This window comes from Pseudomonas sp. UF-293, assembly GCF_058245595.1.
This window is the reverse complement of record NZ_JBSICA010000002.1, coordinates 455,586-477,238: the sequence shown is the minus strand read 5'-3', so window position 1 is coordinate 477,238 and position 21,653 is coordinate 455,586. Positions and strand designations below refer to the sequence as shown.

The window sequence follows — 21,653 nt, the reverse complement described above, 5'->3', positions numbered from 1 at the left end:
CCGATAAAGCGTAGCCGGGTTTTTGTCGTTATTGACCGTTACTTCGCGGACTGCTGAGCGTTCAGCGAGCTGAAGAACGACGTGATGTTGCTCGCCGTTGCCTTCATCTGCCCTACCAGCAAGTCCATGGCGTTGTACTTGGCCGTCAATGTCGACGTCAGGTTGGCAACCCGCAGATCCAGCGCCGCCTGCTGCTTCTGCAAGCCGCTCGTCAGACTCGCCAGGTTGGAGCTGCGCTGATCCAGCAGCCCACCGGTCTTGACGTACGGATCAACCGCCGCAGTCATACGCGCCAACAGACCATTCTTGGCATCGGTGCCGCTGAAGAGCTGCTGAACCTGGCCAGCCATGCCTGGGATTTCCATACGCTTGTTGAACACTGCAGTATCGAGCGTCAGCAAACCGGTTTTACTGTCAGTCAACACACCCATCTGTGAAAGCACGGACAATTGGCCTGCTCCGCCCGCCCCTGGATCTGTCAACTGAGCGCGCACATCCGCCATCAACGAACGCGGCAGAGCGTCACCAGTGAACGCCGCCGAAACGGTCAGATTGCCATCGGCATCCGGCGTTGCCTTGGACAAGGTATCGATGGTTTTCTTCAGGGTGTTATAGGAATCGATGAACGATTGCAGCGATGTCTGGATGCCGGCGGTATTGGTCGCAACCGATACAGTAGCCGGCGTTGGCACGCCGCCCACGACGGGACTCGCAGTGACCAGATTCAGCGTCATGCCGCTGATCGCACCGGTGACGGTGTTGGTCTTGCTGGTAACGGCCAGTCCGTCGATGGTCAGGCTCGCATCCAGGGCCAGCTCACCAACAGCTCCCGACGCACCTGCCGCCGGGCTGGTGCCCATCTTTTGGGTACCGTCGATTTCCAGCCCGGCGATACCGCTGACCTGCAGGTCCATGCCGGCGCCAGTCTTGTTGGAGCTCAATACCAGACGCGATGAACCAGAACTGTCAGTCACGATGTTCGCGGAAATGCCATTGCTGGCCTGTGCGGTGTTGATCGCATCGCGCGTGGACTGCAAGGTGGCATTGGCCGGAATCGCGACATTGTAATCAATGCCATTCTGACTGATTTTCAGAGTACCACTCGGAATGGCACTGGCGGCCCCGCCGGCAAAGGCGGCACTGGCAACTTTCGAGCCGGTGGCCAGGTTTTTCACGACTACGCTGTAAGTACCCGGCACGGCGGTTTTATCCGAAGTGGCACCGACGACAGTTGGCGTATCCGAGGTTGCAGTAAAACCGGCAAACGCCGGGCTTGTTGCCTTGTTCAGATCACCCATCGCTTTCTGATAGGCCGCCAATGCACTTTTCAGCGAACCAACGCCGGAAATCTTCAGGCTGTTGCTTTTGGTCGCGGTATCGATCTGCGTCTGCTTGGCAGACTTGTCGGCGTTGACCAGCGCGGTCACGATCGCGCCGATGTCCAGGCCGGAACCCAGTCCGGAACCCGGTAGAATTGGACTTGCCATGTGCATCTCCCTTCAGATTGTTGCCATTCTTTTGACCGTTACTGGCGTCTGGAGAACGAACAAACACTATTCATGCCATTTATCAGACTTTGGCGTCGAACAATACATGACTTGCATTGGCCAGGCTGTCTGCGAGCTTAAGGGCTTCGGCGGAGGGAATCTGTCGAACGACCTCACCCGTCTCGCTTGCGATCACCTTGACGATGACCTTGCCGGAATGCTCGTCGATCGAGAACTCCAGATTGCGCTTGATCGATTGGACGAACTTCTCGATCTCCTGCACCGCCAGTTTCAACTTGGCGTCGTCCGTATCCTGTCTCTTGGCAGCGACCGGCGCTTCAGTCTTGGCAACTTCAGGCGTTGCTGACGGCTTGTCAGCGACCGGCGTTACTGGCTTGGGAGCCGGATAAGACACGTTAAGCTTTACGCTCATGTCCATGCCCATCACCTCTTAACGTAAAAAAGCGAGAGAGCACGACAAGCGCACTCCCCCGCTCAAACTTGTTCCGGATTACTGAAGCAGCTTCAGTACAGCGGAAGGCAGTTGGTTGGCTTGAGCCAGTACGGAGGTCGAAGCTTGCTGCAGAGTCTGCTGCTTGGTCAGGTTAGCAGTTTCTGCGGCGAAGTCGGTGTCCTGTACACGACCCTGAGCAGCGGTGGTGTTTTCAGTGATGTTCTGCAGGTTGGAGATGGTGCTGGTCAGACGGTTTTGCGAAGCACCCAGGCTGGCACGGGTTGCACCGATGGCAGCGATAGCGGCGTCGATTGCAGTGATCGCGTTGTCGATGTTCTGCGAAGCAGAACCAGCACCAGTACCCGAAGTACCGGTCAGAACTACAGTACCGCTACCTACCGACAGGCTGACGGCGTCGAACTTGGAGCTCAGTACCAGATCGATGTGGTTAGCCGAACCGGTGTTTGCGCCAACTTGCAGAGTCACAGTACCAGCCGAACCGTCCAGCAGGTTTTTGCCGTTCAGGTTGGTAGCAGCCGAGATACGGGTGATTTCGTCAGACATCTGAGCGAATTCAGCGTTGGTAGCGGTCTGGTCAGCAGTGCCGTTGGTACCGTTACGAGCTTTAACAGCCAGTTCACGCATACGCTGCAGGATGTCGGTCGAAGCTTGCAGAGCGCCTTCAGCGGTCTGGGCAACGGAGATACCGTCGTTGGCGTTCTGGATGGCCTGGGTGTTACCGCGGATCTGCGAGGACATACGGTTGGAGATCTGCAGGCCAGCGGCGTCGTCTTTGGCGCTGTTGATTTTCAGGCCGGAAGACAGGCGCTGCATCGAGGTGGACAGAGCGTCGGAAGCGCGGTTCAGGTTTTTCTGAACGTTCAACGATGTGGTGTTGGTGTTTACTGTTAAAGCCATGACGAATTCCTCGTTGGTTGGGTACTGCGGCTTCCGGCCCTGGCAACCGCCGGGTATGGCCTAGAGAACCTTCGTAATAGTTATCGTCGGGATTGCAGGTTGCTTGAGGGCTTTTTGAAAAAATTTTGCCATCACCACGCCACCCCCGATAAAACAAAGACTTAGCAGTACATCCAGTGCGAAAAAATGACGTCATAAAACCGCCTGTAACGCAAAGCCGCGGGCCAGTGCTGCGCAGCGGTTCAGCGCGTGGCACTTTCCAGCAATTCGACCAGTTCGTATTCCATATAGTCAGCCAGGCCCAACCAGTCCTGGCGCTCCTGACAGTCGAGCATTCGCGTGAGCACCTGTGCCCAGTCCTGCTGCACCTTCTCCGAGGCAGACGCCAGGCATAGTTGAGCCTGTTCGAACACATCGACCATCGTCAGCGCCGCTTCAACATCGCGCCCAAGGCGAAACAACGCGGCACACCGGCGACACTGATCCTGACTCTGGTTCAGCGCACTCATTGCACGAACTCCGGATTGAAAGCGGTGCCGGCGATCAACGCGCCGGCGCGGCTGGTGTTGAGAAATTCGACCTGTGGATGCGCGGCGATGTAGCGCTCCAGCACACACAGATAGCCGCGAAAATTAAGCTGAGTGCTGACGCGCTGACCGTGGCCATCGCGCACCCAGTGCCGCGCCTGGGCCAGCGGCGGGCCCAGATCGCCGTCGTCCCAACCCGCGTGGGTCTTGTTCATCGGGAAGGCGAAGTCAGCGCCAAACAGAGTGATTCGACTCGCGCCCATTTTTACCGCGAGATCCACCGCCGGATGGATCACGCTGCCGCCGACGTGCAGCTCACCGCGTGGATACTGCTCTCGCAGGTCGCTGTAGATCGGGCTGGCCGAATAGCCGCCATAACGCTTGCCCTTCCATGCCTTCAATACCTGCGGATCGCTCATCGGCAAGTACACCAGCGCAATGTTCTCGGACGCCTCGCACGGCAGATGCCGAAAACCGATGCGCTGATCGATGCTCACCACCAGATCAGGCTCGATGCCATGTTCGCGCAACGGCCGATAAGCGGTATCAACACAGATGAACAACGGCCGATAAGCGGTATCAACACAGATGAACAACGGCCGCTCAGCAAGCTGACGGATCGCCGCCAGACGTTCGAAATGCTGCTCCAGTGTCGGCCCGGTGGCGATCACGTAGACTTCGCGCCCGGCGCAGCTACCGAACAACTGCGCCACATCGGCATCGCCAAGCAATACCGGCAGAGACTCCTGCAAGCGCTGCCTGATTTCCGGTGACTGCGGATCGAAATCGCGGTTATTGAACGTCAGGTGCACTTCATTGATCAGCCGGTCGCGGACCTTTGCATTGAAGTCATCGGCCAGCAGCATCTCGGCCGGTAAGGCAAAGAATGGCGTGAAGAAGTCCGGGTGATCACCAGCGTAAAACAGCTCCACCCGAGGATCCTGCAGCCACTGGCGCTGATCGAGCAGTTGCAGCACCAGCGCGAACAGCGCGCCGTTGAGAATGTGTACGTACAGTTTTTCCAGGTCTGCGCGCTCAAGCAGCACGCCGGGCAAGTCGCCCAGGCCAGTGCCATATACGTGAAGATGCGGTTTTTCCGGCAGGCTCGCCGCCTGAACCTGCGCCTCATGCAGGCGATCATGGCGGCTGGTGAGCTGAATGCCGTCGACGCTCAGCGTCGAGCCCAGCCCTTGCACGAGTTCGGCCTGCACGGACGCGCTGTCCTCAGCCATCAATCGTTCGAACAGCGCCGGCCAGCGCCGTTGCAACACCTCGGCATTGGCTTGGAAAAACTCGCTCATGGCGCCTCGCACTCCTTCTCGGGCAAAAAAATAGCGTTCAAGGTTAAGCTTGAACGCTATTTTTGTATCAGTGTTTTTTGCTTGGGCTTACGGGCGATAGATGATCGCCGAGCCCCACGACAAACCGACGCCAAAACCGCTCAGCGCGACGCGCTGCCAGTCGGAATCGAGCACGTGTTTTTCCAGCAGCAGCGGAATGCTCGACGACACGGTGTTGCCGGTCTCGACCATGTCCTTGATGAACTTCTCCGGTTCGCCTTCAAAGCGCCGCGCCACGGCGTCGACAATCGCCGCACTGCCCTGGTGAATGCAGAATGCGTCGATGTCATCGGCTTTCAAACCCGAATCATCGAGCAATTCGTGCAAGTGCGCAGGCACTTTCAGCAATGCGAAATTGAACACCTGACGACCGTTCATGAAGAACACGCCGTTGCTGACTTTCAGGTGCGGAGCACCGGAACCGTCGGTGCCGAACTTGGCCTTGCCCAGCGCCCAGGTCGGGTTTTCGCCGATCCACGTTGCCGTGGCGGCATCGCCGAACAGCATGGTGGTGTTGCGGTCTTCCGGATCGACGATTTTCGAGTACGGGTCAGCGGTGATCAGCAGGCCATTCTTCAGGCCGGCGGCTTCCATGAAGCCCTTGATCGCGTAGATGCCGTAGACGTAACCGGAGCAGCCCAACGAGATATCGAACGCTGCGACATTGGTCGGCAGGCCGAGCTTGTCCTGAACGATGGCAGCGGTATGCGGCAGGCCTTCTTCGTCACCGTTTTGAGTGACGACAATCAAGGCATCGATCGATTCACGCTTCAGTTCAGGATTGCTGGCAAACAGCGCATTGGCCGCTTCCACGCACAGATCGGAAGTTTCCTGCTCAGCGTCTTTGCGCGGCAGGAACGCCGAACCGATCTTGCCAAGGATGAATTCTTCATCCTTCTCGAATTTTGCACCTTGTGCGTAATTGTCCACGCCGGCTACAGGAACGTAGCTCGCAATGCTTTTTATGCCAATCATTACGGCTTCCCAATAAAAAACAGCCCAAAACCACCGCTCGCAAGGATTCGAGGGGCGCCGACAAACAGAAAACGGCCGCCACGACGGGCAGCCACGGGAAGCGCAAAGGGCTATCACTGGAACCGCAAAACGGGCCAGGCGCCATCTCCCCGGTCAATACAATACAGTGAAGATGCGCGTTATGACTCGCAGGTCACGCTATTTTGCCGAATCGATGGCAGATTGGCCTATTCGACCAGCGACCAGTCCAGCGGGGTACCGCGCTTGATCGCGGTGCGCGCACGGCGTCCGAGGACGGCTTCGGTGTGCCTGGGCGGCAGACCGAGACCGGGGCGAATGGCGCGCAGATTGTCGCCGGTAAAGGCTTCACCGGCGGCCATGTCAGCGGTGACATACAGCGAGCGGCGATAGACCAGCGACTTGCGCTCGGCCTCGGTGACGCCGTATTGCACCTGCCCCATGGCCTGCCAGGCACGCTCTGTTTCGACGACCAGACTGGCCAGCTCCGCAGGCTCAAGGGAAAAACTCGCGTCGACGCCTCCGGCCGAACGGTCGAGGGTGAAATGCTTCTCCACGACAGTCGCCCCGAGCGCCACCGCCGCCACCGATACGCCGACGCCCATCGAGTGGTCCGACAGCCCGACCTCGCATCCAAACAACTCACGCAGATGCGGGATCGTACGCACATTGCTGTTGAGTGGCGTCGCTGGATAAGTGCTGGTGCACTTGAGCAAGACCAGATCCTTGCACCCGGCCTCGCGTGCGGCACGCACGGTTTCATCCAGTTCGGCGATGCTGGCCATGCCGGTGGAGATGATCAGCGGTTTACCGGTCGCTGCCACTCGACGGATCAACGGCAGATCAGTGTTTTCGAAACTGGCGATTTTGTACGCCGGCACCTCGAGGCTTTCGAGAAAATCCACCGCGCTGTCATCGAACGGTGTCGAGAACGCGAGCATGCCCAGCTCCTTGGCCCGAGCAAAAATCGGCGCGTGCCACTCCCACGGTGTGTGAGCTTTTTCGTAGAGATCGTAGAGCGAGGTGCCGGCCCACAGACTGCCCGGATCCTTGATGAAGAATTCGCCTTCGGCCAAATCCAGGGTCATGGTTTCGGCGGTGTAGGTTTGCAGCTTCAAGGCATGCGCTCCAGCCTTGGCCGCCGCCTCGACGATTTGCAGAGCGACGTCGAGGGACTGGTTATGGTTGCCGCTCATCTCGGCAATGATGAATGGTGGCGCATCGGCACCGATGGTGTGCTGGCCAATCTTGAAACTAGACATGCGAGTGATCCTTCAAAATACGGCTGAACTCACAGGTTTCCTGGATGAATCCGGCGTCGCGAAAAACTTTCAATGAAGACTGATTGGCGGGCATGACCCGCGCAGTGATGCGCGTCAATTGCGGCCAGTGCGCAGCGACAAACGCTTCGCCACGGCTGAGCACTGCCCTGCCCCAGCCCAGGCCAAAACGCCCCTCCAGCAGATAGATCGACACTTCGGCTTCGAACCCGCGCAAATCGTAGCGCAGCACCCCCACCGGGCCGTCGTCCGCCTCGGCAATCAGCAGCAACCGTTGCGGACTACGCAGGGTCGCCGTCAGCCAGTGCAGATGCTGTGCCCAATCGATGACGCCGGTTTCCAGCGACCAGCGCCGTACCGCTTCGGCATTGCGCCCATCGAACAGCAACTGCACATCGTCCTGGGTCGCCGGGCGCAATTTCAGTACCGCACCGGCCAACGCCGCCGCCACGCGTTCGGCACCGCGCCCATCGACCAATTGCCGCGAGCGCTCGGCAAGGCTCTGGCGTAGAAAATGATTGTTCACGACGAAGCCGACCGCATCACGCAATTGCTCGACGCTGACCTGCTCGCGAGCACCCATGAACACATGCGCGCCGGCCGCCGCCATGACTTCGCCGTTGGCCTGCTGATTGTTCGCCACGGCGATGCAGATCGTCGGCAAACCCAGCGCCGCACGCTCCCAACTGGTGCCGCCGCCGGCGCCGATAAACAGGTCCGCTTCAGTCATGCGCTGATGGAAATCGCTGACGAAACTGTGCAGGCGCCAGTTCGGCCGCGTCTCGGCCAACGCCTGCATCTGCGTCCACGCCGGGTTGTCGGCGCCAGCGACGAAATCAACCTGCAATCCAGTGAAATCAGCCAGTGCCAACATCGCGTGGTGAGTTTGCCTCGCCGCGTCAAAACCACCGAAATTCACCAGCACCCGGCGCGCCTGCGGCTTGATCTCGATCGCCTCGCAGTTGAATTCTTCGCGCAGCATGGCGTAGCGCGGGCCAAGCAAAGTACGACAACCTGGCGGCAGCAGCGGCGCGTAGTTTTCACTCAAGCCAGAGAGGTTCTGATTGAGCAGCAGATCGACGCTGTAGCGCCGCGTGGCCAGATCATCCACGGCGGCGATTCGGTGCGCCCAGCGCCGGGCAGCGGTTTGCCAGTGATGATCGAGTCCGTAATGATCGACGATGATCCAGTCGAACGGTGCCTGCCCGTCCAGCAGCAGGCCCAGTGCATCGATGTCGAACTGCCACGGCAACATCGATTCGATGGCCTGCAGCGGGTCTTCATCACGATAGCGCTCGGGCAGCGCGAAGGTCTCGAAGCCTTCGGCATTCAAGGCATCCAGTCGATGCCCTGGCAAACGCCGACAGGCAAACGCGACGTGACCGCCCTGCTGTTTCAGCACCCGCGCCAGGGTCAGGCAACGGGCGATGTGGCCGCTGCCAATGGTTGGCGAGGCGTCGGCGCGGATCAGCACTCTCATTGCAGTTCTCCGCCGGCCTTGAGCGCGGCGTAGAGGTATTCGGCGCGTTGCCAGTCTTCGGGAGTGTCGATGTCCTGGACCAGATGACGCGGCAGAATCACCGGCAGGCTGGCTGGCGAGAACAGCGTCTCGCCACGCAACCACGCTTCGCTGCGGCCCCAGTAGAACTGCCCGGCATCCTGAAACGCTTCGGGCAGATCCTGCGAACGGGTGGTGCGAAATTCGGGGTACAAAGACGTCAACGCGCCCTCTTCGTCGAGGGTCAGTGCGCGCTGTACGGGGAAACCGAAGCCGCACACCGAAAAAGCGAACGACTTGTGCGGATGCTGCATGAGCAAATCCAGCCCCAGGCGCAGATATCGTTTTTGCAATAGCGGCGCGGTGGCATAGACGCAGCAGGCGTAATCGAATGTCGGCAATTGCTGCAAGGCATGCACGATCACCGCAGCGGTGCCGGTGAAATCATCCGCCAGATCGGCCGGTCGCATGAACGGCACCTCGGCGCCATTTGCCCGCGCGACGTCGGCAATTTCATCATCGTCGGTGCTGACGACAACGGCCTCGAAAAGCCCTGACTCCAGCGCCGTGCGAATCGAGCGAACGATCATCGGCACGCCGTCGAACGGTTTGAGATTCTTGCGCGGGACGCGCTTGCTGCCACCACGGGCGGGGATGATCGCGACGCAGCTCACGGTGCCTTACTCCTCAAGCAGCAGCCGACGCAGTTGCTCGACCACCTGATCCTGTTGTGCCTCACTGAGCAAAGGGAACAGCGGCAAGCTGAGCGCCTCGGCGTAATAGCGCTCGGCCTCGGGAAAATCGCCCTCGGCAAAGCCCAGCTCGCGATAGTACGGCTGCAGATGCACCGGAATATAGTGCAGATTCACGCCGATACCGGCGGCGCGCAAACCTTCGAATACCTGGCGATGACTGAGATTGCAACGTTCGGTCTGCAAGCGCACCACGTACAGGTGCCACGCCGATTCCGCTTCCGGCTGCGCACTCGGCAAGGTCAGCGGCAGGTAGGCGAGGAGTTGATCGTAACGGGCGGCCAGTTCCCGGCGACGTGCGACAAACTCGTCGAGCTTACGCAGTTGCGACAGCCCCAGGGCCGCCTGCAGATCGGTGATCCGATAATTGAAACCCAGCTCAACTTGCTGGTAATACCATGGCCCGTGGCTCGGCTCGGTCATGTGTTGCGGATCGCGGGTCATGCCATGGCTGCGCAGGCGTTGCAGACGCTCGGCCAGCGCCGGACGATTGGTCAGGACCATGCCGCCTTCGGCGCTGGTGATGATTTTCACCGGGTGAAAACTGAACACCGTCATCGCCGCAAATTCGCCACAACCGACCGGGCGCCCGGCGTAGCTCGCGCCCACCGCGTGCGAGGCATCTTCGATCACAGTGAAGTGGTAGCGCACCGCCAGATCGGCGATCTTGCGCAGGTCACAGCTCTGCCCGGAAAACGCCACCGCGACGAGAACTTTCGGCAAAGTGCCGTCGCGTTCGGCTTGCTCAAGCTTGGCTTCAAGGGCAAAGGCATCGAGGTTCCAGGTCAATGGGTCGATGTCGACGAAATCAACCTCGGCGCCGCAATAGCGCCCGCAATTGGCCGAGGCCAGAAACGTATTCGGCGAAGTCCACAAGCGATCGCCCGGCCCCAGGTCAGCGGCCAGACAAGCAATGTGCAGCGCCGCCGTGGCATTGCACACCGCCACGGCGAAATCGGCCTGGCAACGCGCGGCCATGGCTTGTTCGAAGCGCTCGATGGTCGGCCCTTGGGTCAGCCAGTCCGATTGCAGGACGTCGACCACTGCGTCGATGTCCGCCTGATCAAGGCTCTGCCGACCGTAAGGGATCATACCGACAGCTTCGCGTGCAGATCGGCGATCTGCCCGACCGAAAGGAAATGCGGGTTGGTGTCCGAGCGATACTCGAAATCTTCGCTCACAGCACGGCCACGCTCGCCGATTTTGTCGACGGCAAAATCGACGTCGACGCTGGTAAAACGAATCGACGGCTGAATCGTGTAGTGATCCTCGAACTCCAGAGTCATGCGCGCATCGTCCAGCGGCACCATCAACTCATGCAGCTTTTCGCCGGGACGGATGCCGACGTTTTTGTGCGGCAAATGCTCGGCCATGCCGCGCGCCAGATCGACGATGCGGATCGACGGAATCTTCGGCACGAACACTTCGCCGCCGTGCATCCGCGCAAAGCTGTCGAGCACGAACTGCACGCCATGATCGAGGGTGATCCAGAACCGCGTCATGCGCTCGTCGGTGATCGGTAACTCTTGCGCGCCGTCAGCGATCAGCTTGCTGAAGAACGGCACCACCGAGCCGCGCGAGCCAGCGACGTTGCCGTAGCGCACCACGGCGAATCGGGTCTGCTGCTCGCCGGCGATGTTGTTGGCGGCGACGAACAATTTGTCCGAGAGCAATTTGGTCGCGCCGTACAGATTGATCGGGCTGGCCGCCTTGTCGGTGGACAGTGCGACGACTTTCTGCACGCCGTTATCGATCGCCGCAGCGATGATGTTTTCCGCGCCGTTGACGTTGGTGCGAATGCATTCGGTCGGGTTGTATTCCGCCGCCGGCACCTGCTTCAACGCCGCAGCATGCACCACGTAATCGATGCCGCGCATGGCCTGACGCAAGCGGTCAGCGTCACGCACATCACCGATGAAATAACGCATGCACGGCGCGTTGAACGTCTGCTGCATCTCGTACTGTTTCAGCTCGTCGCGGGAGAACACCACCACACGCTTGGGCTGGTATTGCTCGAGCAAGCGACGGATGAAGTTGCGCCCGAACGAGCCGGTGCCGCCGGAGATGAAGATCGATTTACCGTTGAACATATTTTGATTATTCCGTCCCTGTCGCCAGGCTTAAGCGAGCAACTGTGCCCAGTCCAGTGAAGCGTTGTCATTGAGCACGAAACCTTTACCGCTCAGGCTCAGGTTCGCGTTGTAAGCCTGATCCTGAGCGAATGCCGCCGGCCATTTTTCGCGCAGGGCCAGCAGCGCGTGCGGGGCGTCAGGCATACCGCCCTGATGGATGACTTGCACCGCCGGAGTCCACACCGTCAGATAACCGGCTTGCCCGGCGCTCAGGCACAGATCGACATCGCTGAAGCCTTCGGCAAATGTGCTTTCGTCCAGACCACCGAGCGCCTCGTACAGTTCTTTGCGGACCATCAGGCACACGCTCGATACCGCCGAGTAGTTTTGTTCCACCGCCAAGCGATGCAAGTAACCGTCTGCATCGTGATTGTCACCAACGAAGGGCGAATCGACACCGCCATTCATGCCCAGGATCAGTCCCGCCTGGCTGATCTTGCGATCACGGTCGATCAGTTTCGGCCCGACCACACCAACCTCTGGGCGCAGAGCATGGTTGAGCAAAGAGTCGAGCCAGTTCGGATTGACCACTTCAGCGTCGGCAGCAAGCAGCACCAGGTACTCGCCCTGCGCCTGACGACTGGCCGCGTTGAACAATCCTGCTTCGCTCAACGTCCGGTCAGTGCGCAGCACCTGCACTCTGGAGTGCTTGTAAGTACCGAGCCAGTCATTGACCTCAGCCGTCTGATCCGCAGCGGTGGCGATCAGCACTTCATAGTGTTGGTAACGGGTACGCAGCAACACACCTTCAAGGCAACGTTGCAGCACCGCCAGATCGCTGCCCGCCGGAATAATGATCGACACCAGCGGACGATCACTATGGTGGTAGTCGATCTGGTAAACCCCGGGAACCGCTGACGTCACTTTGGCCTTGTAGCCGCGATTGCCCAAGTGGCGCAGCAGCGCCAGGCGCTCGTCAGCATTCTCGACCAGCTCTGGCGCCTGGCTGATCAATAGCGGCTCGTCGAGGTGAGCCAAGCTGTTGAGGCCGTGCTCTTCGATAAGAAGCAACAGCACATCGAGCTCCAGTGCCTGACTGAAATCGGCGCGATAGCCGCCGATTTCGACCAGCGCATCGCGCCGCACCAGCCAGTGCCGCGCCATCAGCGTTGGCAGGCTCAGCAACAGATCAAGGTTGAAGCCCGGCCGGAACACGTCGGCCAGGGCACCGTTTTCCTGGCGCTGGATTTCATCGGTGGATACCGCGCGGCACTCGCCGGCGTTCATCAGTTCCAGGCTGGCGCGCAACAGTCCGCTGGCAGTGAACTCATCGCCGGCTTCAGCCAACAGCAGCCAGTCACACGGTGATTGACGAGCGCTTTGATTGAGCTTGTCGATCAGATTGCCCGCGGTCACTCGGACAAAATGCAGGGTGTTCTGTGCCGTGGTCGCGGCGGGGGCTTCGCCGGTGGTGAACACTACAATGCGGAAAGCCTTGCACTGTCCTTCCAGCAAGCTGTCGAGAGACACCTGGAGTTTGTCGATATCGTCGTCCAGATCCAGCAGAAAAATGCCGAACTGCGGCCCGCCGCCATTCACCGCCAGATGTTGGCCGATTGCCTCGAGGTGAGCGCCGGGCGCACGTGCGGCCAGCCAGTTGAGCAGGCGACCGGACTGCATCTTGTCCATGACCGCATGATGGTCATCGACGGTCAGCGCTTCGAGGCGCTCGATCCAGGCCTGCATCGCCTGCGCTTCTTCGGCCTGGCCCATCGAAGTCAGCTGAGCCGCCAGCCGTTTGATCACGGTGCGATTGAACGCATTGAGATCGTGAGCCTGCCACAAACGGTCGAGCACGCTTTCCGGCGTGTCGTTGTTGCGTGCTTGCAGCAAGTGCGCCTGACGGGTCCAGACGCCCTCCAGCCCTTCAAGTTGAATGCGCCCCGCCGGCATGGCGTGCAGCATGAATTCGAACTGTGCCAGGAGGTCGAAGAACGCCTCGTTGTAGAACGGCATTTCGACATACTGCAAAGGCCCGAAGCGGCGATCCGGATACTTGAGCTCCTGATTCCAGGTGGACTGGATGATCAGTTCCGCGGTCAGCGCTCGATTCGATTGCAGGCTGTCGACCATTGCCTCGAAGCTTTGCAGGGCAAGCGCTTTGCCCTGTTCGGCGTCCAGCCCTTTGATCTGGGTTGGCAGCGCGGCAAGGAACTCGGCAAAAGCTTCACGCTCGGCCACCGATTTGGCATCGACGTAGGTCAGCGAGTGATACACCTCGGTGCTGTGCTCGGAGGCACCGTAGTTGATCTCCCGAACCACGTAAGGGATCGGCAGAATCCGTGCTTTGGCACTGGCGAGCAGGAAATAGACATGGCCGATTTCCTGCCACTGGAAGCTGGTGCCGGGTGGCAATGCCGAGTGCCAGGTCTTCATCAGATCAGTACGGGTCACCGCGTAGAACGGCGGGATGTACTGGCTCATGTAATCGATGACCCGCTCCTGAGCCTGTTCGGAGCAATAGTCTTCCTGGACCTTTTTGTCGCGGCGGTAGTAGCTGACGCCACCGGCCAGCGCCAGGTACATCAGGCAATAGCCATGGCACATGCCGTAATCCGGATTGGCCTGCAGGAAACCCACGGATTGGGCCAATGAATCATGCAGGATGAAGTCGTCATCCGCCGCCAGCACCATGTACGGCGTGGTCAGTTGCTCGACACCATAGGCCAGTTTGGCCTGCATGCCCCAATAGGCGAACTGCGGGACATGATGGTAATCGACGGCAGAAAAATCACCTTCCGCCCGTTCCGGCGTGGAGTCCAGCACCATGATCTTGCAGGGCAAGTCGCTGTAATACTTCACAGCCCGACGCAGGAACGCCGGTCGGTTGTGGGTAATCAGCACCACCGTCAACAGCTCATCAAGCGGTAGCGTCAGTTCAGAACTGTACTTGCCTTGCATAACTTCTCTCCACAACCGGCGACTCGCCGAAACAACGCTGGGTAAATATTGCGAATTAACGGACGCGACGCAGGTAGCCGTCCGGCGCCACGGTGATCAGCAGTTTGTTCTGCAATTGCCGGTCGATTTCGAAGTCCTGGTTCTCTTCCAGATACTTCCACACGGCGGTTTTCGGGTTGTCGCCCGGGCCCCATGGACGATCCGGGAAGAAATCGGCCGGCATGTCTTCAACCACGGTGTCCATGACCACGCAATAGCTGTCGACCGACACCAGCGGCGCGTAGAGACGCAGCTCTTCGAGCACGTGATCGTGAGTGTGATTGGAGTCGAGGACCAGAATGACTTTCTTGCCTTTGGCTGCGGTCTGCACCTGAGCGGCAATGGCCGGGTCGATGCTCGAACCTTCGATCATCTTGATGCGCTTGGCCATCGGGTGGCTTTCGATGGCTTCGCGGTTGTGCGGACGAATGTCGAGGTCGATGCCGAGCACTTCGCCGTGGCCTTGCAGCTCGAGCAGCGAAGCGTAGTAGATGATCGAACCGCCGTGGGCGATGCCGCACTCGATGACCAGGTCCGGCTTGACCTGCCAGATGATCTCCTGCATGGCCATCATGTCTTGCGGCAGCTGGATGATCGGGCGGCCCATCCACGAAAAGTGGTAGCTGTATTTGTGCTTGGCCGATTCGTTGAAGAAATCCCGGGCCAGGCCGGTCAGTTTCGGGTCGTCACCCTGCTGGGCGATCTGCTCGCGGCACTCGGCTTCGAAGGCTTGGTTGATGCTGTTGTCGGTCATGTTGGTCATCTCAAGGGTCACTGGAACGAAGCGCTGTCGACGGCGTGATAGACGTAGCGTCCACCGGTCATCCGCTTGATCTCTTCGAGGTAATTGGAATTCATCACAAACAGGTGCGCGCCTTCGGGCAGCGCATCCATGGCCTCTTGCGGCGAGGACACTCGCACGCCGCTCAGCGGCAGATAACGCCCCTGCTTGGCCGGGTTGATATCGATCACGCGATCGACCGCGACGCCAGCGCGTTGCAGGAACAGCGAATAGATCACGCCTTTGGACGAGGCGCCCCAGATCGCCGAACCCTGCGCAGGCGCCGAGCGGATGAGCTGCACAGCGCGGTCGAGGCTGGCGCTGAAATCTTCCGGCAGGGTCAGGCGCGGCACCGGTTGTTCGGGTATCAGGCGCAATGTCGACAGATCAGCGACGATGTACAGATACTGGCCGCCGAACAGATGCCCGGCCTCGTGCACCGTGCCGAACATCCGGCGCAGGTCATCGAGGCGGAAATAATTGACGTGTTCGTAGAACAGGTCGAACCAGGCCTTGTGCTCGAGGATCCAGTCCAGGCACGGCACTTCGATATAGATCTGCCCGCCCTGATTGGCCTCGGCGATCACGGCAAGAAAGCTCACCGGGTCTTCGATGTGCTCCAGCACATGACGCAGCACAATGGCATCTGCCGCCAGGCCGAGGCCGCGCGTGAACGGCGCCTTGATCACCTCGGGGTTTTCGCCTTCATAAGCCGGGTCGATGCCGGTGATCGAATAGCCGAGGCCTTTGAGCAACTCGAGAAAGTAGCCCTTGCCGCAGCCGACTTCGATCAGTTCCTGGCCCTTGAAGTGCCTGGCGATGATGCCTTCGACGTCACTCAAATGCTTCTGGAACTGAGCAGAGTGCGCCTGCTCGTTCTGATAGTCGGCGTCATAACTGAGCTTGTCGGCATCGAACGCGGCGTTGAAAACCAGACCGCTGCGTTCGTCCTGCACCAGCACCATGTCGGCGCTGGCCGAGGCCCGCGCCGATTCGGCATCGGCGAAAGTGCGGTTCTGCAACACCGGCAGGCCGGTGGCCCGGTACAACTCGTGCCTCATGACGACTCTCCCAATAACTGTTGCAAGCGCTCCGTGACGGCCCAGAACGCCATCGGTTCATGGGTCGGATACGGGTAGTGGCCGAGGTTCAGATTCAGCGTTGCGCCGCGTTCGCGCAGCCGTTGCTCGACCAATGAACGCACCGAGACCGGCTGGCCGCTGGCACAATTGACCACGCCATCGAACTCACGCTGGTCAAGGATCGCAGCGAGATGACCTGCGGCGGTTTCGATGGCCAGAAAGTCGCGCAGTTGCTCACCGGCCGACATGTTGAACGACGCCTCGCCGGCATCAATCGCCCGGTCCAGCGCGGCCAACAGGCTGTTGGGATTCTGCCCTTCGCCGTGCAGGTAGAACAAACGCGCCCACTGCAAAGTGAACGGCCGCTCCTGCTGCAGGTTCTGCAGAAACAGGTGCAGCGTGTGCTTGGCCAGACCGTAGGGATTGCTCGGCCTTGGCTCGGTTGCTTCGCTGAGCGGGCCACTCTGCATGCCGTATTCGAAGCAGGTGCCGGTCACCAGCACCTGCTGCACACCCGCCGCGACCGCGCATTTGATAAAGCGGTAATCGGCCATCAGGTTGTGCTCGAAATGAAACAGCGCCCGATAGTTCGGCAGCCCGGGCCAGGCCAGATGCGCGAGTGCGTCGACGCCTTCGGTCAGCGCGACAGCATCCAGATCAGCGGCGTGAATATCCGCCGCGACGAATTCGACGTGGTTGATCCATGGCATGCCCTGCGCCGTTTCTGCGTTGCGCGCCACCGCGCGGACTTCGCAGCCGCGTTCAAGCAATGCAGCAACCAGATGCCGACCGACAAAGCCCGTGGCGCCAGTGACCAGAACTTTCACAGCACTTTCAACTCAGGCACGGCGATGACGAAGCGCCCGCCCCACTGACGCACCTGCGCCAGTTGCTGACTGACTTCGTGCAGCAGGTTCCATGGCAACACCAGCACGTAGTCCGGTCTGTCGATTTCGATCTGCGCCGGCGCCACGATCGGAATGCGGCTGCCCGGCAAGTATTTGCCCTGCTTGTGCGGATTGGCATCGGCCACCCAAGCCAGCAGATCCGCTTTGACCCCGGCGTAATTGAGCAAGGTATTGCCCTTGGCCGCCGCGCCGTAACCGACTACACGCTTGCCGTCGGCCTTGGCCTGCAACAGGAAGCGCAGCAGGTCATGTTTGATGCGTTCGGCAGCCGGTGCGAGGGTCGCGTAATACTCGGCGGTTGTCACCCCGGCAGCGAGTTCGGCCTGCAGTTGTTGCTGCACTGCCGGGAGAACAGCACGACGCTCACCGTCCTTGCGCTGTACGAATACCCGCAGCGAGCCGCCGTGAGTACTCAATTGGCTGACGTCGAACACTTCCAGGCCATTGCGCTCGCACAAGGTCTGCACGGCGGTCAGTGACAGGTAGGAATAGTGTTCGTGATACAGCGTGTCGAACTGCGCGCCGGCCATCAGCGTCAGCAGTTGCGGAAACTCGAAAGTGGCGACACCGGTCGGCTTGAGCAGTGTCGCGAAGCCGGCTAGGAAATCGTTGATGTCCGGCACATGGGCGAGCACGTTGTTGGCCGCCATCAGGTCGGCGCTCCAGCCTTCGCTGCGCAATTGCGTGGCGGTGTCGCGGCCGAAGAACAGTTCACGAATTTCCAGGCCTTTGTCCCGTGCCGCTTGCGCGGTGCTGCGCGTCGGCTCGACACCCAGGCACGGGATCCCGCGCGCGGCGACGTATTGCAGCAGGTAACCATCGTTGGCGGCGACTTCGACTACGCGGCTGTCGGCGGTCAGACCGAAGCGCTCGCTCATCTCGGCGACATAGCGCTCGGCGTGATTCAGCCATGTGCTGGAGAACGAACTGAAATAGGCGTACTCGGCATCGAACAGACTGTCGGCACTGGTGTAATCCTCGGTCTGCACCAGCCAGCATTGCTGGCACACGGCGACTTTCAACGGTACCCATTGCTCGGCCTGTTCCAGTCGATCAGCGTGCACATAAGCGTTGGACGGCGGCGAAGTACCGAGGTCGATCAGCGGCAGGCTCAGCGGTGCGGCGCACCCACGGCAGTTCATAAACGCACTCCAGCAAAGTGTTGATCAAGCGCGGGATGGCTGGAATCACGCGCTGACAAATTATTGACAGGCAACGGCCAGGCAATCGCCAGCCGCGGATCATTCACCGACAAGCCGCCCTCGTGCTCCGGCGCGTAATCGGCGCTGTGCAGATAGAGCAATTCGGCGTCGTCGGTGAGCGTCTGAAAGCCATGAGCGAAACCGGCCGGAATCAACAGGCTACGGCCATCACCCGCCTTCAAGTGCTCGGCGTGCCAGTGCAGAAATGTTTCCGAGTCAGGACGCAGATCCACCGCGACATCCCAGACTTCACCGCGCAGGCAAGTGATCAGTTTGGCTTCCGGTGCGCTGGCATTCTGATAATGCAGGCCACGTACGCTGCCCTTCTCGCGGGTGCAGGAATGGTTGATCTGGCGAATATGAAACGCGCTGCCGAACGCACTCAGGCTGCCCTCGCAGAACAACCGGGCGAAGTGCCCACGCTGATCTTCGAAGCGTTTGTGCTGAACGCAGAACAGTCCGGCCAATGGCAACGCCTTCAGGGAAAACTCGCTCACAGCGCGCCTCGGTACAGATTCAATTGGCCCAGAGTTACGGCGCGCATGTCATCGCCGTTCTGCCACGCCAAGTGCCAATCGAGGGTCTGCGCCAGGCACGCCTGCAACGACCAGCGCGGCTGCCAGCCAAGCACCTGCCGCGCGCGACTGCTGTCCAGACGCAGCAGACCGGCTTCGTGCAATTCACTCGGCTCGATGCGCAAACCACGGGCCTGCGGCCATCGGTTGGCGAGCAGCTCGACCACTTCGCCGACGCTGCACATGTCCGCCTCGCCCGGGCCGAAGTTCCACGCACCGGCGTATTCCGGGCCGTACTCGTAGAGAGCAGCAGCCAATTGCAGATAACCGGCCAGCGGCTCCAGCGCGTGCTGCCACGGGCGCACCGCTTGCGGGTAACGCAGGGTCACCGGCTCGTCGGCAGTCCATGCTTTCAATACGTCGGGAATCAGTCGCTCCGGCGCAAAATCACCACCGCCCAGCACATTGCCGGCGCGTGCGGTCGCCAGGGCCAGACCATGTTCGGCATGTTTGTCCGCCGGGAAGAACGACGCGGCATACGACTGCGCGAGCAATTCGCAGCAGGCCTTGCTGCTGCTGTAAGGATCGTGGCCACCGAGGGCCTCGTCTTCGCGGTACGGCCACAGCCATTCCTTGTTGGCGTAGACCTTGTCGGTGGTGACCAGCACGCAGGCCCGCACGCCGCCGACCTGACGAATCGCCTCGAGCAGGTTCAGCGTACCCATGACATTGCTTGAATAGGTGCCGAGCGGATCGCGATAGCCCTCGCGCACCAATGGCTGCGCCGCCAGATGCAGGACGATTTCAGGCTCGGTCTCCGCGATGATTTCCAGCAAGGCGCCGAGGTCACGGAGATCGCCGCGTTGATCATTGATGCCTTCGTGCACGCGCGCCAGTTCGAACAGGCTCGGCTCGGTGCCCGGATCCAGAGAAAAACCGCTGACTTGCGCACCGAGGCTTTGCAGCCACAGGGTCAGCCAACTGCCTTTGAAACCGGTATGCCCGGTGACGAGAACCCGTTTGCCACGCCAGAAATCCGCACTCAGGCCCATTGCTTCCATGGGGCCTCCCCGCTCTGCCACAGCGCTTCGAGATGGTTCTTGTCGCGCAGGGTGTCCATCGGATGCCAGAAACCTTCATGCTCGAAGGCCTTCAGTTGCTCGTCCTGAGCCAGACGAGCCAACGGCTCGGCTTCCCAAGTGGTGGCGTCATCGCTGATGTACGGCAGCACTTTTGGCGACAGCACGAAGAAACCGCCATTGATCCAGCCACCGTCACCACGGGGTTTTTCAGTGAAACCCAGCACCTGATCACCTTGCCGTTCAAGCGCGCCGTAACGACCTGGCGGCTGCACCGCAGTGACGGTCGCCAGGCGGCCGTGGGCTTTATGATAGTCGACCAGCTCAGCAATATTGATGTCGGAAACGCCGTCGCCATAGGTGAAGCAGAACGCCTCTTCATCCTTGAGATAACGCGCGGCACGCAACAGGCGGCCACCGGTCATGGTTTCCTCGCCGGTGTCGATGAGGGTCACACTCCACGGCTCGCTGTAGTTCTGATGAACGTCCATGCGGTTGTTGCGCATGTCGAAAGTGACGTCGGATGTATGCAGAAAGTAGTTGGCGAAGAAGTCCTTGATCGCGTAGCCCTTGTAGCCCAGGCAGATGACGAAGTCGTGGATCCCGTGGGCGGAATACTGCTTCATGATGTGCCAGAGAATTGGCTTGCCGCCAATCTCGATCATCGGCTTGGGCTTGAGGTGCGACTCTTCACTGATGCGCGTGCCGAGGCCACCCGCCAAAATTACTGCCTTCATCGTCTCCCCTCTCGTTCTTCACCGGGCTGCGCACTGCTTTTTTGCGCGTTGCAGGCCTTCTGGCTAAACCTTCTGCCGGACCGGGCGCCGGTGGAAAGACCGCGAGCGCTCGTTTTATGGCGATTTGCGGGGCACTTGCAGGAAACGCGCCAGCTCGTAGCCGGGTTTTGGGAGATAGCTGATAGAGGCTTCGGGAGAAGTGGCAACAGGCTGATGGACAGGCTGAGGGCGTGAAGGGGCAAGAGATCAAAAGCCAGAGCAAAGATCGTCCGATCGCGGCCCGAGCCTTCGGCAGCTCCAGTTGGATCGCGTGCATCCAGCAAGAAATGGGTCGGCGGTCAGGCCGCCTTCGCGAGCAGGCTCGCTCCCACAGAACAGCAAGAGCAAGAGCAAGAGCAAGAGCAAGAGCAAGAGCAAGAGCAAGAGCAAGAGCAAGAGCAAAGAGCAAGAGCAAGAGCAAGAGCAAGAGCAAGAGCAAGAGCAAAAGATCGCAGCCTTCGGCAGCTCCTACAGTTGGATCGTGGGCATTTGGGAGAAATGGGTTGCTCGGCAGGCCGCCTTCGCGAGCAGGCTCGCTCCCACAAAAGCAAAAGCAAAAGCAAAGCAAAGCAAAGCAAAGCAGCGCAGCTGCCCGCGGCAAAGCCGCCCCACTCAACAATGAGCGCAAGCTCGAGTGCTTTTGATCTTGCTTTTGATCCACCGGCGACGTCGGAAGGCTGAGTGGAGGGATTGATCCGGGCGTGGGAGCGCAGCGACCGTCTGGCGCAGCCAGACACAGCGGAAGGAGGTGCAGCGAAGCAAACCGTAGCCGCTGCGCCCGGATCAGTCCCGGAGCGAAGGAACCCGAGCCTGCGAGGGCCGAACGTAGGAGCAAGCGTTTTGGGTTACCTTTTTGGCGTTTGAAAAAGGTGACTCGCCGTAAGGGCGAAACCGCCAGCAGCCGCTACCCAAGCAACGGATATACACCCAAAACCCCAACAGCCTGGTCGGCCCAAAGGCCGCCAAGGCCCAAAAAAAAGGCAATCCCA

The 21,653-nt window shown here is 60.2% G+C and carries 20 protein-coding genes; 1 reads left to right on the top strand and 19 read right to left on the bottom strand.

The window, feature by feature from the left end:
* Positions 1-38: 38 nt before the first annotated feature.
* From fliD to rfbF, 19 genes are all read right to left on the bottom strand, one after another.
* Positions 39-1,487 (bottom strand): flagellar filament capping protein FliD, encoded by a 1,449-nt coding sequence (gene fliD, locus AC4IHP_RS04620; RefSeq protein WP_423522146.1) that lies wholly within the window; start codon positions 1,485-1,487, stop codon positions 39-41.
* 82 nt (positions 1,488-1,569) lie between these two features.
* Entirely contained in the window at positions 1,570-1,926 is a 357-nt protein-coding gene (locus tag AC4IHP_RS04615; protein ID WP_150742462.1) for a flagellar protein FlaG, read from the bottom strand.
* Positions 1,927-1,998: 72 nt separating this feature from the next.
* A complete protein-coding gene (locus tag AC4IHP_RS04610) occupies positions 1,999-2,859 on the bottom strand; it encodes a flagellin domain-containing protein (RefSeq protein ID WP_016771090.1) in 861 nt (286 codons plus the stop codon).
* Positions 2,860-3,101: 242 nt separating this feature from the next.
* Positions 3,102-3,368, bottom strand: coding sequence for a hypothetical protein (locus tag AC4IHP_RS04605; RefSeq protein WP_490830983.1), 267 nt, complete (start codon positions 3,366-3,368; stop codon positions 3,102-3,104).
* A complete protein-coding gene (locus tag AC4IHP_RS04600) occupies positions 3,365-4,687 on the bottom strand; it encodes a motility associated factor glycosyltransferase family protein (protein WP_490830982.1) in 1,323 nt (440 codons plus the stop codon). Before AC4IHP_RS04600 ends, AC4IHP_RS04605 begins: the two co-directional genes overlap by 4 nt.
* Positions 4,688-4,774: 87 nt before the next feature.
* Positions 4,775-5,701 carry a ketoacyl-ACP synthase III gene (locus tag AC4IHP_RS04595; RefSeq protein WP_460117464.1) on the bottom strand — a complete coding sequence of 309 codons (927 nt, stop codon included), beginning with the start codon at positions 5,699-5,701 and terminating at the stop codon, positions 4,775-4,777.
* 227 nt (positions 5,702-5,928) lie between these two features.
* Positions 5,929-6,981, bottom strand: a complete 1,053-nt coding sequence (gene pseI / locus AC4IHP_RS04590) for a pseudaminic acid synthase (RefSeq protein WP_490830981.1) — start codon at positions 6,979-6,981, stop codon at positions 5,929-5,931.
* Positions 6,974-8,479, bottom strand: a complete 1,506-nt coding sequence (pseG, locus tag AC4IHP_RS04585; RefSeq protein WP_490830980.1) for a UDP-2,4-diacetamido-2,4,6-trideoxy-beta-L-altropyranose hydrolase — start codon at positions 8,477-8,479, stop codon at positions 6,974-6,976. Before pseG ends, pseI begins: the two co-directional genes overlap by 8 nt.
* A complete protein-coding gene (pseF, locus tag AC4IHP_RS04580; RefSeq protein WP_490830979.1) occupies positions 8,476-9,171 on the bottom strand; it encodes a pseudaminic acid cytidylyltransferase in 696 nt (231 codons plus the stop codon). Before pseF ends, pseG begins: the two co-directional genes overlap by 4 nt.
* A 6-nt stretch (positions 9,172-9,177) precedes the next feature.
* Positions 9,178-10,341 carry a UDP-4-amino-4,6-dideoxy-N-acetyl-beta-L-altrosamine transaminase gene (gene pseC, locus AC4IHP_RS04575; RefSeq protein ID WP_490830978.1) on the bottom strand — a complete coding sequence of 388 codons (1,164 nt, stop codon included), beginning with the start codon at positions 10,339-10,341 and terminating at the stop codon, positions 9,178-9,180.
* Positions 10,338-11,339 carry a UDP-N-acetylglucosamine 4,6-dehydratase (inverting) gene (gene pseB, locus AC4IHP_RS04570; RefSeq protein ID WP_490830977.1) on the bottom strand — a complete coding sequence of 334 codons (1,002 nt, stop codon included), beginning with the start codon at positions 11,337-11,339 and terminating at the stop codon, positions 10,338-10,340. Before pseB ends, pseC begins: the two co-directional genes overlap by 4 nt.
* A 30-nt stretch (positions 11,340-11,369) precedes the next feature.
* The gene (locus AC4IHP_RS04565; RefSeq protein ID WP_490830976.1) at positions 11,370-14,282 is read right to left on the bottom strand and encodes a TIGR00180 family glycosyltransferase; all 2,913 of its coding nucleotides are present in this window, start codon (positions 14,280-14,282) and stop codon (positions 11,370-11,372) included.
* Positions 14,283-14,337: 55 nt separating this feature from the next.
* Positions 14,338-15,075: a cephalosporin hydroxylase family protein gene (locus AC4IHP_RS04560; RefSeq protein ID WP_490830975.1), complete on the bottom strand. Its 738-nt coding sequence runs from the start codon at positions 15,073-15,075 to the stop codon at positions 14,338-14,340.
* A 17-nt stretch (positions 15,076-15,092) separates the two neighbouring features.
* Positions 15,093-16,163 (bottom strand): class I SAM-dependent methyltransferase, encoded by a 1,071-nt coding sequence (locus tag AC4IHP_RS04555; RefSeq protein ID WP_460117447.1) that lies wholly within the window; start codon positions 16,161-16,163, stop codon positions 15,093-15,095.
* Positions 16,160-17,011: an NAD-dependent epimerase/dehydratase family protein gene (locus tag AC4IHP_RS04550; protein ID WP_490830974.1), complete on the bottom strand. Its 852-nt coding sequence runs from the start codon at positions 17,009-17,011 to the stop codon at positions 16,160-16,162. Before AC4IHP_RS04550 ends, AC4IHP_RS04555 begins: the two co-directional genes overlap by 4 nt.
* On the bottom strand, positions 17,008-18,234 hold the full coding sequence (locus AC4IHP_RS04545; protein WP_490830973.1) for a methyltransferase domain-containing protein: 1,227 nt from the start codon (positions 18,232-18,234) through the stop codon (positions 17,008-17,010). Before AC4IHP_RS04545 ends, AC4IHP_RS04550 begins: the two co-directional genes overlap by 4 nt.
* Positions 18,231-18,791, bottom strand: a complete 561-nt coding sequence (locus tag AC4IHP_RS04540) for a dTDP-4-dehydrorhamnose 3,5-epimerase family protein (RefSeq protein WP_460117441.1) — start codon at positions 18,789-18,791, stop codon at positions 18,231-18,233. The genes AC4IHP_RS04545 and AC4IHP_RS04540 overlap by 4 nt, the downstream gene beginning before the upstream one ends.
* Positions 18,788-19,870: a CDP-glucose 4,6-dehydratase gene (gene rfbG / locus AC4IHP_RS04535; RefSeq protein WP_490830972.1), complete on the bottom strand. Its 1,083-nt coding sequence runs from the start codon at positions 19,868-19,870 to the stop codon at positions 18,788-18,790. The genes AC4IHP_RS04540 and rfbG overlap by 4 nt, the downstream gene beginning before the upstream one ends.
* Positions 19,852-20,625: a glucose-1-phosphate cytidylyltransferase gene (gene rfbF, locus AC4IHP_RS04530; protein WP_016771105.1), complete on the bottom strand. Its 774-nt coding sequence runs from the start codon at positions 20,623-20,625 to the stop codon at positions 19,852-19,854. Before rfbF ends, rfbG begins: the two co-directional genes overlap by 19 nt.
* A gap of 301 nt (positions 20,626-20,926) precedes the next feature.
* Here rfbF and AC4IHP_RS04525 point away from each other — a divergent pair, with 301 nt between their 5' ends.
* Positions 20,927-21,286 carry a hypothetical protein gene (locus AC4IHP_RS04525; protein WP_490830971.1) on the top strand — a complete coding sequence of 120 codons (360 nt, stop codon included), beginning with the start codon at positions 20,927-20,929 and terminating at the stop codon, positions 21,284-21,286.
* Positions 21,287-21,653: the final 367 nt, after the last annotated feature.